Origin of the sequence: Pseudomonas sp. RA_15y_Pfl1_P11 (assembly GCF_963970975.1) — a bacterium.
GTDB lineage: Bacteria > Pseudomonadota > Gammaproteobacteria > Pseudomonadales > Pseudomonadaceae > Aquipseudomonas > Aquipseudomonas tritici.
In genome coordinates this window covers 1-12,855 of sequence record NZ_CAXAOY010000026.1, presented here as the reverse complement: position 1 = coordinate 12,855, position 12,855 = coordinate 1, and the positions used below count along the sequence as shown (strand labels likewise).

The 12,855-nt window shown below is 59.3% G+C and carries 10 protein-coding genes and 4 pseudogenes; 11 read left to right on the top strand and 3 right to left on the bottom strand.

Annotated features, from left to right (window positions below):
- The 5 genes from aldA (at position 1) to AACY44_RS25250 (ending at position 4,605) form a co-directional block, all read left to right on the top strand.
- Positions 1 to 1,434, top strand: coding sequence for an aldehyde dehydrogenase (gene aldA, locus AACY44_RS25270; RefSeq protein WP_339418909.1), 1,434 nt, complete (start codon positions 1 to 3; stop codon positions 1,432 to 1,434).
- 70 nt (positions 1,435 to 1,504) lie between these two features.
- A complete protein-coding gene (locus AACY44_RS25265) occupies positions 1,505 to 2,386 on the top strand; it encodes an amidohydrolase family protein (protein ID WP_339428219.1) in 882 nt (293 codons plus the stop codon).
- The gene (gene rhaM, locus AACY44_RS25260; RefSeq protein WP_339418907.1) at positions 2,386 to 2,706 is read left to right on the top strand and encodes an L-rhamnose mutarotase; all 321 of its coding nucleotides are present in this window, start codon (positions 2,386 to 2,388) and stop codon (positions 2,704 to 2,706) included. Before AACY44_RS25265 ends, rhaM begins: the two co-directional genes overlap by 1 nt.
- Positions 2,707 to 2,746: 40 nt before the next feature.
- Positions 2,747 to 3,805, top strand: coding sequence for an L-rhamnose/proton symporter RhaT (gene rhaT / locus AACY44_RS25255; protein WP_339418905.1), 1,059 nt, complete (start codon positions 2,747 to 2,749; stop codon positions 3,803 to 3,805).
- Positions 3,806 to 3,834: 29 nt separating this feature from the next.
- Entirely contained in the window at positions 3,835 to 4,605 is a 771-nt protein-coding gene (locus tag AACY44_RS25250; RefSeq protein ID WP_339531290.1) for an SDR family NAD(P)-dependent oxidoreductase, read from the top strand.
- Between the two features lie 133 nt (positions 4,606 to 4,738).
- Here AACY44_RS25250 and AACY44_RS25245 read toward each other — a convergent pair whose 3' ends face one another.
- Positions 4,739 to 5,605 (bottom strand): pirin family protein, encoded by an 867-nt coding sequence (locus tag AACY44_RS25245; protein WP_339418901.1) that lies wholly within the window; start codon positions 5,603 to 5,605, stop codon positions 4,739 to 4,741.
- Positions 5,606 to 5,681: 76 nt separating this feature from the next.
- Positions 5,682 to 5,977, bottom strand: a pseudogene (locus AACY44_RS25240) (MFS transporter); the annotation flags it as partial.
- On the opposite strand from AACY44_RS25240, the gene AACY44_RS25235 reads away from it, so the two are divergent.
- From AACY44_RS25235 to AACY44_RS25220, 5 genes and pseudogenes are all read left to right on the top strand, one after another.
- Entirely contained in the window at positions 5,952 to 6,275 is a 324-nt protein-coding gene (locus AACY44_RS25235) for a hypothetical protein (RefSeq protein WP_339419127.1), read from the top strand. The pseudogene AACY44_RS25240 and the gene AACY44_RS25235 sit on opposite strands and share 26 nt — an antisense overlap.
- 98 nt (positions 6,276 to 6,373) lie before the next feature.
- A complete protein-coding gene (locus AACY44_RS27870) occupies positions 6,374 to 7,534 on the top strand; it encodes a hypothetical protein (RefSeq protein ID WP_445261934.1) in 1,161 nt (386 codons plus the stop codon).
- Positions 7,535 to 7,538: 4 nt separating this feature from the next.
- Positions 7,539 to 9,476: pseudogene (locus AACY44_RS27865) on the top strand (RHS repeat domain-containing protein); the annotation flags it as partial.
- A gap of 2 nt (positions 9,477 to 9,478) precedes the next feature.
- Positions 9,479 to 9,898, top strand: a complete 420-nt coding sequence (locus AACY44_RS25225; protein ID WP_339418900.1) for a hypothetical protein — start codon at positions 9,479 to 9,481, stop codon at positions 9,896 to 9,898.
- Positions 9,899 to 10,040: 142 nt separating this feature from the next.
- Positions 10,041 to 10,484, top strand: a pseudogene (locus tag AACY44_RS25220) (PLP-dependent aminotransferase family protein); the annotation flags it as partial.
- Between the two features lies 1 nt (position 10,485).
- Here the strand turns inward: AACY44_RS25220 and AACY44_RS25215 are convergent.
- Positions 10,486 to 11,895: a M10 family metallopeptidase C-terminal domain-containing protein gene (locus AACY44_RS25215; protein ID WP_339494541.1), complete on the bottom strand. Its 1,410-nt coding sequence runs from the start codon at positions 11,893 to 11,895 to the stop codon at positions 10,486 to 10,488.
- Between the two features lie 783 nt (positions 11,896 to 12,678).
- Here AACY44_RS25215 and AACY44_RS25210 point away from each other — a divergent pair.
- Positions 12,679 to 12,855, top strand: a pseudogene (locus AACY44_RS25210) (ribonucleotide-diphosphate reductase subunit beta); the annotation flags it as partial.

Sequence of the window (12,855 nt, the reverse complement as noted above, 5' to 3'; positions counted from 1 at the left end):
ATGCCATCCGTTCCCGTTTACCAGAACTTCATCAACGGCCGCTTCACCCCCAGCGAAGCGCACATTGACGTGCTCAACCCGGCCACCGGCGCGCTGCTGTCCAAGGTGCCGGCGTCCACCGCTGCCGATGTCGACCAGGCCCTGGCAGCCGCGCGCCAGGCGCAAAAGGCCTGGGCGCGTAAACCCGCCATTGAACGCGCCGGGCACCTGCGGCGCATCGCCGCCAAACTGCGTGAGAACGTTGCGCACCTGGCGCGCACCATTACCCTGGAACAAGGCAAAGTCAGTGGCTTGGCGGAGGTGGAAGTGAACTTCACCGCCGATTACCTCGACTACATGGCCGAGTGGGCGCGGCGCATCGAAGGCGAGATCATCACCAGCGACCGCCAGAACGAAAATATCTTCCTGTTCCGTAAGCCGTTGGGCGTGGTGGCCGGCATCCTGCCGTGGAATTTTCCGTTCTTCTTGATCGCGCGCAAAATGGCGCCGGCACTGCTTACCGGCAACACCATCGTGATCAAGCCCAGCGAAGAAACCCCGAACAACTGCTTTGAATTCGCCAAGCTCGTCGCCGAGACCGACCTGCCCGCCGGTGTGTTCAACGTGGTCTGCGGCGACGGCCAGGTCGGCGGCGCACTCACGGCGCACAAGGGCGTAGACATGATCAGCTTCACCGGTAGCGTGGCCACCGGTGCGCGGATCATGACCGCCGCCGCCCCGAACATCACCAAGCTCAACCTGGAACTGGGCGGCAAGGCCCCGGCCATCGTGCTGGCGGACGCCGACCTGGACCTGGCGGTGAAAGCCATCCGTGACTCGCGCATCATCAACACCGGCCAAGTGTGCAACTGCGCCGAGCGCGTGTACGTGGAGCGCAAGGTCGCTGATCAATTCATCGAGCGCATCAGCGCAGCCATGTCCGCCACCCGCTACGGCGACCCCATCGCCAGGGCAGACGTGGAAATGGGCCCGCTGATCAATCGCCAGGGCCTGGACAGCGTCAACCGCAAGGTGCGCACCGCGTTGAGCCAGGGCGCGAGCTTGGTCAGTGGCGGGCAGATCGCCGACCTGGGGGCGGGTTTTCACTTCGAGCCGACGGTATTGGCCGGGTGCCGCGCCGACATGGAGATCATGCGCGAAGAGATCTTCGGCCCGGTACTGCCGATCCAGATTGTCGACGACCTCGACGAAGCCATCGCACTGGCCAATGACTGCGATTACGGCCTGACCTCGTCGATCTACACCCGCAACCTGGGCAAGGCCATGCACGCGGTGCGCGAGATCGACTTTGGCGAAACCTACGTCAACCGCGAGAACTTCGAGGCCATGCAAGGTTTCCACGCCGGCGTGCGCAAATCCGGCATCGGCGGCGCCGACGGCAAGCACGGCCTTTACGAGTACACCCACACGCACGTGGTGTACCTGCAGAGCTGAGCGGGTTAAACCGGGCCAGGCACGCTAGCGTGCTGGCCCCTTCGAATTTGCTTCTGATAAGGACAGCGTCATGCCCCTGACCGACTATAGCGGCCCGATCATCGACAGCCATTTGCACCTGTTCGACCCGCGTCGGCCCCAGGGCATTCCATGGCCCGAGCCGGGCAACCGGTTGTATGCCGCGCACCTGCCAGCGGATTACTGGGCCCTGGCCGAGCCACACAACGTGGTCGGCGCAATTGCCGTGGAAGCCAGCCCCTGGCGCGACGATAACCGCTGGCTGCTCGACACCCTGCGCAGCGATCCGCGCATGCTCGGCTTTGTGGGCAACCTGGACCCGCTGCACGCACGCTTTGCCGCCGACCTTGATGCCCTCGCGGATGAGCCGCTGTTCCTTGGCCTGCGCTACGGCAACCTGTGGGACCGCGACCTGTTGCTGGACCAGACACGCCCAGGGTTTATCGACGGCCTGCGCCAGCTCGCCGCCACGGGCCGCAGCCTGGACAGCGCCAACCCGAACCCGCGCCTGATCAAGGGCCTGCTGACGTTGAGCGATGCCCTGCCAGCGCTGCGCATTGTCGTCGATCACCTGCCTAATGCCCAGGTGCCGGCGGGTGAAGAAGCGGCGTATCACGCGGACCTGTTGCGCCTGGCAGAGCGCCCGAATGTGTTCGCCAAACTGGCAGAAATCCCCCAGCTCGGGCCGCACGGCGTGATCACCGACACAGCGTTCTACAACGACCGCCTGGCCGTGCTCTGGGAAGCCTTTGGCGAAGACCGTTGCTTCTTCGGCAGCGACTGGCCCAACAGTGATCATCTGGCAGATTTCGCCACCACCCTCGGGCTCGTCAAACGCTGCATGGCCGACAAATCCGAGACCGTGCAAGCCAAGTTCTTCGTGCACAACGCGGTACGGGTCTACAGCCCCGCCCCTCACCCTGGAGCGCAGTGATGCAGACACGTGCCTTTCGCATGAACCTCAACCCGGGCCAGGCCGCCGAGTACCGCCGACGTCACGATGAGATCTGGCCGGAACTCGCCCAGGCGCTGCTGGAGGCCGGCGTGGTGGATTATCGGATTTTCCTCGATGAGCCCGCCAACGCACTGTTCGCCACGCTGACCCACGAAGACGCCCATGGTTTGGATGAACTGCCTGGCACCGCACTGATGCAACGCTGGTGGAACTACATGCAAGACATCATGCACAGCCATGCGGATGCCTCGCCGGTCAGTGTCGACCTGCTGCCGATGTTCAAACTGACGCGCCCCTGATCCAACTGACCCACAACAACAATAAAAAGGATTCGACGACGTGGAAATCATTCTCCTTGGTGTGATTCTGCACTTCATCGGCGGCTTCGCTTCCGGCAGTTTCTACATCCCTTACAAGAAGGTCCGCGGCTGGGCCTGGGAAAGTTATTGGATCACCGGCGGCCTGGTGTCCTGGCTGATCGTGCCGCTGATCGCGGCGCAACTGACGGTGCCCGGCTGGGTGGAAATCCTGCGCAACGCCGACACCAGCACCCTGCTCTGGACCTACCTGTTCGGCGTGTTGTGGGGCATCGGCGGGCTGACGTTCGGCTTGAGCATGCGCTACCTCGGCTTGTCCCTCGGCATGTCGCTGATCATGGGCCTCACCTCGGCCCTCGGCGCCTTGATGCCGGCGCTGTACCGCGACCTGTTCACCACTGAAACCGAAGGCACGCTGACCTCGATGCTGGCCTCTCAAGGTGGGCATTGGGTGTTGTGGGGCGTGGCGGTGTCGTTGGTGGGTATTGCGGTGTGCGGCAAGGCCGGGCTGATCAAGGAACGCGAAGTGTCGCAGGCGGTGAAGTTCGCCAGTGTCAGCGAGTTCGCGCTGGGCAAGGGCATGCTGGTGGCGGTGATTTCCGGGGTGCTGAGTGCGTGTTTCAGCTACGGCATTTCTGCCGGCCGCCCGCTGGCCGCCGCAGCGGTAGAACACGGCGCCAACAGCCTGTTCCAGAACAACGTGACCTTTATGGTGATCATGTGGGGCGGACTGACCACGAACGGCATCTGGTGCCTGTGGCTGAACTGGCGCAACCGTACCTTTCATAACTACACCGACCGTAGCACCCCGTTGCTGGGCAACTACTTGTTAGTGGCCATCGCCGGCACCCTGTGGTTCTTGCAGTTTTTCTTCTACGGCATGGGCGAAAGCCGCCTGCAGAACGACGCCAGCTCCTGGGTACTGCACATGTCGTTCATCATCATCGTGTCCAACTGCTGGGGCTTGTATTTCCGCGAATGGCACGGCACCAGCGTCGCCAACAAGGGCGTTTTGGTAGCGGGTATCGCGGTGATCCTCGGCGCGATTGCCATGGTCGGCTACGGCAATTTCCTCGGCTGACACCACCCCATTTTTGAAGGAGTGTTTTTATGTTGCTTGCAGACAAAACCTTGATCATCACCGGCGCCTCCCGTGGCATCGGCCGCGCCGCCGCCCGTGAATGTGCACGCCAAGGTGCCCGTGTGGTCATCGGCCACAGCGGCAGTGGTCAAGGCACGGAAGCGGCCTATTCGTTGATTGAAGAGATACAGGCGTTTGGGGGTGAAGCCATCGAAGTGGGCGGCGACGCTGCGGACCCGGACACCGGCGACAAACTGGTGGCGGGCGCAGTCAAGGCCTTCGGCAGCGTCGACGTGTTCGTCAATAACGCCGGCATCTGCCCGTTCCACTCGTTCCTCGACATGCCCCGTGAGGTGTACCTGCAAACCGTCAACACCAACCTCAACGGCGCCTACTTCGCCGTACAGGCGGCGGCCAACCAGATGAAAAACCAGGGGCGCGGCGGCGCGATCATTGCCGTCAGCTCGATCAGCGCCCTGGTCGGCGGTGGCATGCAAACCCACTACACGCCGACCAAGGCTGGGCTGCATTCGCTGATGCAGTCCTGTGCGATTGCCCTGGGGCCTCATGGCATTCGCTGCAACTCGGTACTGCCGGGGACCATCGCCACCGACATCAACAAGGAGGATCTCGCGGATGAGGAAAAACTCGCCTACATGACCTCGCGCACGCCGCTGGGTCGACTCGGCGAGCCGGATGATGTGGCGGGGCCGATCGTCTTCCTGGCCTCGGACATGGCACGCTATGTGACCGGCGCGTCGTTGCTGGTGGATGGCGGGCTGTTCGTTAACTTGCAGTAACCCGTCTCTTCCAAAGACCACAGTTCCAATGTGGGGGCGGGCTTGCTCGCGAATGCAGTGTGTCAGTCACCAGATTCATGCCTGAACCACCGCATTCGCGAGCAAGCCCGCACATTAGAACTGTGGTCGCTCCCTAAGCGTGCATCTGCCCGAACTTGCCCGCGTGGAAATCAGCAAACGCCTGATGAATCTCTTGCTCGGTATTCATCACAAATGGCCCATGGCCCACGATCGGCTCGTCGATAGGCTCGCCACTCAGCAGCAAAACCTTGGCGTCGTCGCTTGCCTCCAGGGTGAGTTGGCTGCCATCGCGCTCGAACAACGCCAATTGCCCGTGGCGCGCAACCTCCTTGCCATTGACCAGCACCGTGCCGCGCAGGATTACCAGTGCGGTGTTGCGTCCTTCATGCAGGTCCAGGGTGACTGGCTTGCCGGCGTTGAGGCGCACGTCCCACACGTCTATCGGCGTGAAGGTGCGGGCCGGGCCATGGCTGCCGGCGAATTCACCGGCAATCAGGCGCAGTTGCCCGGCGTCGTTGGCCAGTGGCAATACCGGGATGTCGCCGTCGACGATAGTCTGATAACCGGCGTCGGCCATTTTGTCCTTGGCCGGCAGGTTGACCCACAGTTGCACCATCTCCAGCGCCCCGCCGCTGCGGGCGAAGGCTTCGGAGTGGAACTCCTCGTGGAGAATGCCTTTGGCGGCGGTCATCCATTGCACATCGCCCGGGCCGATTTTGCCGCCGGCGCCGGTGGAATCGCGGTGTTCGACCTCACCGTCGTAGACGATAGTCACGGTTTCAAAACCGCGATGAGGGTGTTGGCCGACGCCGCGACGTTGTTCAGTCGGGGTGAAATCAGCCGGGCCGGCGTGGTCCAGCAACAGGAATGGACTGATGTGCTTGCCCATAGTGTCGTAGGAAAACAGCGTGCGCACCGGAAAGCCGTCGCCAACCCAATGGGCGCGGGGGCTGGTGTAGATGCCGATAAGTTTTTTCATGGTGTGCCTCCAAAGTGAAGACACCATAAGTCTGCCAACGCTTGAGGACTAGCCGGCAAAAGCGACCTTATTCGTCCTATGTATAGGACAATCCCTTGGCCTGGCGCTGTCGCAGCAGGTGAAACGCGATGAATGCCGCCACCGCAAAGCAGGCCTGGATAATGATCATCGGCGCGGCACTGCCATCGCGCAATTGGCTCAACAACACCCCGCTGCAGGTCGCACCGAACATCTGCGCAAACCCCATCAAACCAGCAGCCAAACCCGCTGCGGCCCCAGACGCATGATGTTGCGCCGGGTGTCGGTGGAACCCACGATCAGCATCGACACGATCAGGCCGACATTGATGCCGTATTCAAGGTGGCTCAAGCCCGTACCGCTGGAGGTCAATGACCGCGTGTTGCGCATCGCCGATATGGCCACCCTAAGCCGTGGCTATGAAGACCCGCCCCGCTACCGCATTCGCCACCAGGGCGACCCGGCAGTGATGCTCGGCGTGATCATGTTTCAGGTGCGTTCATTCGGCGTGATGTTCATGGTCTTCGCTACCTCGCCGCTGGGTTTGATCGGTGCGGTGCCGACTTTGCTGCTGTTCAACCAGCCGTTCGGTTTGGTGCAGGGGCGAGAGAAGACGAAAGCTGCCGAAATTCCCCACATAACTGCCGGATAAGCTCTACTCCCCACCCCTGAAAAGGTCCGCAAAGTCCCTCGCCTGAATACACAGTGCGAGGGATTGCAGATGGACTTTTCTGTTGTTGGAGCTGTTTCTTGAACCCGGCCATTGGCAGGCTGGCCCTGACGCCAATGGATGTGAAGACGGTCGATGTCGAGGCCGTCTTTCGCGATTTCCGTGAATGCCTGAACACGTTTGATGACTGGGCGTCGAGCGTCTGGAGCTTTTCCGCGCTGGATATCGAGCAGGTGTTCAAGGTCGGGGATGAGGTGGCGCTGGTCGCGCCGATCAACCGTTCTCTTTATCCCAGTGCCACCACCGCCACCTGCCAGGCCAACGGCACGTTAACCCTGGTGCACATGTTTCAAAGCACGCAATTCGTGCCCATCGGCAACACGCCGGTGATGCTGCAACGCGTCGATCCCAACGGCGGCCCACTGGGCGAACCGCTCCACAAAACGATTGGCCCAAGCGGCATTCTCGAAATCAACGAGTGTGATCGCAACCAGCAGTACCGGGTCTGCTTCTATCCCAACGTTTCCAAAGATCACGTCAGGGCGCTGTATGCGTCTTATCAGGCGGTGATTGATGCATTGGACGTTCGCCTGCGCAACGAGTGGAAAAGCACCTTCCAAGCCCAGTGGAAGGACTACACAGACGCTAACCCGCTTGATCAGCGCAGGATGCTGGAGAAGGCATTTCTACATGGGATGGGCAAGGCGCTTTACAGCCTGTGGCACAACATCACACAGCTGTACGACCTACTGGCAGACATCAAGCCTAACAGCGAAAAGTTGCTTCAATACGTCTCTGAGGCCGAGCTTGATGAGCTGCTGAAACTGGGCAGTGAATCAATTGCCAAGGGTTTGCTCGTACTCAGTGATGAACCGCTGTTGTTCATCTATCTGGCGGCGACCTCCAGCTGGGTACGGATGTTGCCGCCACCAGAGATGAACGAGGTGATGGGGGAAATCACCGGCGAAGTGTTGATCAATCTGCTGCTGTTGAGGGTCGCGGGCGCCATGGGTGTGGCCGTGCGCCTGGGTGTGCAGGTGCTGAGTCAAATCAAGTCGGGTAGAGCGCGCAAGTTGCTTGAGATGTTGGCGGATCAACTGGTGGGGCCTCGGTTGGAGCCGCATATCGAAGCGGCCAAACCGATTCTGCTGGGGGGGGCCGGCGACGCCGATCAGGGTGATTCCGGATGTGCCGCTGAAGGTTGGGGATCAGGTGGTTTCCAATCCGGTGCCGATGGTTAGGGACAAGGTGGAACAGCGTTACGACAACGCCAGGCTACTGCTGACCGAGATCGAAAACGAAGTCGGCGAAACCTAACGGCTCCAGTACCACAGCAACGGCCTGATCCAACAGGAAATCGGATTTGACGGGCAGCGCACGGCTTACGTTTACGACCTCAACGGCAACCTGCAAGAAAAGACCGAATATGGCGACGATGGCAGTCAGCTAGTCACCCGCTACGAGCGCGACCATGCCGGACGCCTCGTCAGAAAAACCCTGCCCGACGGTAACATCGTCGATTACGCCTACGACCGCCAAGGCAACCTCCTCAGCGTCGACGACGGCCACTGGGCCTTGGCCTACGAATACGATCCGCAACACCGCCTCACCGCCGAACACCAAGGCTGGGGCACTCTGCGCTATGGCTACGACGCCTGCGGCCAACTTCAAAAACTGCGCCTGCCGGATAACAACCGCCTCACCTTCAACCACGACAAAGGCGGACACCTTTCCACAGTTGAACTGAATGGTGCGGTCCTGACCTCACACTTATTCAAAGCCGGCCAGGAACACCAACGCCAACAAGGCCACCTAATCAGCCACTACCACTACGACGACCAGCAACGCCTGACCCGCGCCGACCACTCCCAAGGCGAGCAGGAACACTTCGGCCATGACCCGGCGGGCAACCTGCTCATGCAAGACCGCCCCGGCCCGGACATCGTCGCCGGCAACCGTCTGATGATCCAAGGTGATCGCCATTACGACTACGACGCCTTCGGCAATCTGATCCGTGAACGCCGAGGCAAAGGCCACCAACTCGTCACCGAATACCGCTATGACTGCCAGCACCGCCTGATCGGTATAACGCAACCCAATGGAAAAACGGCCAGCTACCGCTACGACCCCTTCGGCCGCCGCATCAGCAAAACCATCGACGGCCTAACCACCGAGTTCTTCTGGCAAGGCGACAAACTCATCGCCGAACACCACGCGGACCGCCACCGCAGTTACCTCTACGAACCCGACAGCTTTCGCCCGTTGGCGCTGCTGGAAGGCTTCGGCCCAAAAGACACCAAGCCCTACCACTACCAACTCGACCACCTCGGCACCCCACAGGAACTCACCGCCTCCAACGGAGAAATCGTCTGGTCTGCGCACTACCGCGCCTACGGCGAAATCAGCCGCCTGGACATAGGAAAAGTCGACAACCCGCTGCGCTTTCAAGGCCAATACTTCGACCCGGAAAGCGGGCTGCATTACAACCGCCATCGCTACTACAATCCGGATGTTGGTCGTTACCTGACGCCGGACCCGGTGAAGCTGGCGGGTGGGATCAATGCGTACCGGTACGTGCCCAATCCTACTGGCTGGGTGGATCCTCTGGGATTAACTTCTTGCCCAAGAACCGCTGGATGCAAACCATCCTATAACGCCCAAAGTCCTTTTGACTCCGTTAAAGTCAACTCCGGTGAGCCAAAAACTCCCGGGCCGCAGCTTACAGCTAGACAGAAGAGAACTGAGGAACTTACCGAAGCAAATGCGAAACGTCGAGTACTGGAATACGAAGCAGAGTACGACATGCACATGGTTGGCAAGCACGGTCCAGAGGTAGAGAGTCACAAGATAAGAAGGCGTTCGATCAATGGAGCAGACCCAATAACAGATATAACTCCGCAAAATAAAAAAGGCGTCCCAAGTTCCCAACTTAACAGCTGGAAGCTCCAACTTCAGGCATGGACAAAGGCTACGTCTCGGGTTGAACGAGGCCTGCCGCGCTACACTGACATTGACGACAAGACAAACGATATTGTCCGCTTAGAATTACCAGGAGCTGGACGTGGCTACAGACCTAACAAGAAAGACCCTGACAATCCAACTTTCAACCCTTCAATGAATGGCGCAGAAATGAAATTTCGTGAAAGCGGAACGCCTTTTACTCTATTCCCAATTAAGGAATAAAAATGCTATTTCACCCTTCCTCCGAGCACATACCTTTCGATGCCAGCTTGAACTATTTCGTAGGCGTTTTTGATATTTATGACAGGGAGGAAACCAAAGGGAAAGCACTCGCCCGCCTCAATCCAAACGAAAAGAAAGACAGAGAAGCGCTTATACATGAGTACTGCTTAGATCCTTTCAACAGGCTTTCCTATCGCCATAGGTACCGACTAGTAGAAACCTTACTTCAGGCGTTAAACACTGAAAACTTTAACTTCCACGCTTACTTTGAGGACGATCCAGAGGCGTATTCAAAAATGGCTTGGGACGAAACCGAAATCGCCGATCCTCGAGGCTTCTTCGTCGACATCTACCGACTCGCCAACGAGGTCTGGAAGGACGACCTCGAAAAAGCCGGCCTCGAAGACCCATCAACTTGGTAAAACCAACACCACTCTCCAAGACAACATCGCCGCTTGTGGCTTGCTCGTGCTGGGCCGCGAAGCGGCCCCAGTCCAGGCAATGGGTATTTCAGATAAATAGGCATTGGCTGTTTTGGGGCTGCTTCGCTGCCCAGCGCAGGGCGCCCGCGTCAGCTTCGTCGTGGCCGCGCCGCAATTGGCGGCCAACCTGACCAATATGAAGCTGATGAGCGGCGGCGTGACCTCGGAGCTGTTCGAACAGATCGTGTACCGCATGCTCAGCGAAGGCAGCTACGCCAAGCACCGCAAGCGCATGGTGCTGCGCTTGATCGAGGCCGGTGGGCGGGTCGAGCAATGGCTCAAGCGTTGCGGCTGCGAATTGCCCATGGGTTACGAAGGCGGGATGTTTATCTGGGCGCGCCTGCCGCCTGGGATCAATGGCGAGTTGCTGACCCAGGCGGCATTGAAACAAGACATGGTGCTGGCGCCGGGCGCGCTGCTCGGTTATGACCCGGCGCACCGCGACTCGATGCGCTTCAATGTGGCTCACAGTGATGAGCCACGGGTGCAGCAGGTGTTTGAGGCGCGGTTGCAAGGTGTCAGTTGAATCAACTCACGATGTCGCTCTGTTTCAATTTGCCGTGGACCATAAGGACCAAGGCGGGCTCGTCGGGCTTGGCGCTGATGCGCAACGTACTTATCTGAGGTGCCGGGTCATAGGTCACCATCGCTTCACCGCTGGCACCAGAAAATGCACTGACGAACTTCAGCGGCATGTCACCCAGTGTCGTGGTGATTCCGGACACGTCCACCCGGTCCTCACCGCTGACGAAATCCATGATCTGGTCGGGGGCAGCCCAGGTGGACTCACTGGTCTTCCCATAAACAAAGACGTCATTGCCTTTGCCGCCCCACAAGATATCTGCCCCGCCCGCGCCGGATAAGCGGTCATCGCCATCCCTTCCCATAAGCGTGTTGGCCGCTGCGTTGCCGACCAGCAAATCATTGCCCGAGCCGCCGATGGCGTTTTCGATGGTTGCGCCGTAGGCAATCGAGACATTGCCCTTGAGCTCGCCGACGTCAGAGAACGTCCCTGGTTCCAGGCTGACCTTTTGGTCCTGCTGATAGCCGGAAAAGTCCAATGTGTCATTGCCGCCACCGTCCCAGATGGCAGCGACCATCTTGTCTTTGTCGGTCTTTAGGCTCAAGAAGTCCCGGTTCGTATTGGCGTTGAAACCGTAGGTGGTGTCGTCTTTGCGGGTTTCGTAGTTGGCGCCGTATTTCTTTTGATAGGCACCGATATCGTCCAGTTGCGGCGCCGACGCGCGGGTATCGCCATGGTCCATATAGCCTCTACCTACGCCAAAATAACTCATGCTGGTATGGCTTTCAGAGTCCTCGAAATACCCGGGCTTCGCTGGCCCGGAACGGGCGTCATATCGGCTGGGATGGCTCAGCCCCAAGGCATGGCCCAGCTCATGCACGACGGTAAAGCGACCTGCGTCGCCTTGAACGGCATGGGAAACGGCTTGATCCTCCGTTGTATCGACAAACCACACTTCGCCGCTTCGCGTGTCCTTGGGGTTTGGCAAATAAGTCTGCGGGTAGGGCTGGCCCACCTTATTGGCCAAATGGGTGTAATTGCCGATAGTCAGATGACCTTCGCTGGTTGCTGTTTTCGGTCCCTCGGTAAACGTGAGGTTTGCCACGTCGGAAATAGATCGCAAACTGCGTCGGACCTGTTGTTTTTGGAGGTCGAAGACAGGCGTGAAACCAGCTATTTTACGGGGCTTTTTATCCTTGACTTCAGAGGCCCGGAATTCATAGGTCACGTCATAATGACCATTCCCATTCATGTCCGGCCAGCCGGCACTCCCTCGCCAGAGTCTCTCGATCGCCTCTTCAGGGGTTTTTGAAGGTAATCCGTTGTGTTGGATGCCTCCACCGCGGTCATCTCGGTGCTGAAACTGTTCAATCATCTGGTATGTGCTGCTCGCACGTGAAGTAACGACTGTCATGAATGCACTCTTATCAGGCAATGAAGCCTGATCTTCCGATCCAGGGCACACACCCGGATGTGCGTTGAAGCTGGAAGTTCGAGCGATTCCGGTCAAGTGAAGCCATCGCTTTATTCCCGGATGGCGTAGGACGTCGAGCAAAGCTTGGCGCTCCCCTGAGTATCCAACCCGCAATTTTGCTTCATCGTGTAGCGCCTTATCGCCCGATACACTGCAATACAAAGGGCACAAGGCAACCGCGTCGCCAATCGCTAGACTGCGCCGACCGCGACAAACTCTGGAGCGACCTGCACGAGATGGAACACCTGGTGCGCGCAGATCGAGATCAGTTTGTGAGGTTGAATCGGGCGCTCTAAGCCTTACTCAGTCCGAATGTATAAGCTGGCTTGCCGGCGATGCAGAAGCCCGGGTTCATCAGGCACACCGAGTCGATGCCTTCGCAGGCAAGCCCCCACAGGGAAACGCGTACGCCTCATCGATCAGGTCGGCTAGCAGGCCGCCTCGGTTTTTGCTTTTGATGCAAGCCGGCCGCAACCATTAAAAGTCATGGGGGCTGTGAATTTCGCCCATGGCCCCTGCGACATTCGCTGCCCTCTTGCGCGTTGACCATCGTAGCCACACACCATATAGTGTGCCCACAAACAGAACAGACCACTACATAGTGTGCGGTATCGGTATTTATCGACCACACTATGCGCAGTATTTCAATGCCTGAAGCCTGCAAATTACTTATTTTTTGGCGGCTCCAAGGGCCGTCAAACCCGATCTGAAAGGAATATTTCGATGCTGAGTTGGGATGAAGTCGACAACGAAGACACCGGTGCAGCGGTGATCAAAGGCGCCAACGCCGGCCACGCCACCGAAGCCAACATGGACCGCCTCGACGGTGCCGGCGCTGCCGCCGCCATCGAAGCCCGCGCCGTCACCGCCAATGACTCCGCCGCCATCGTGCGCGCCAAG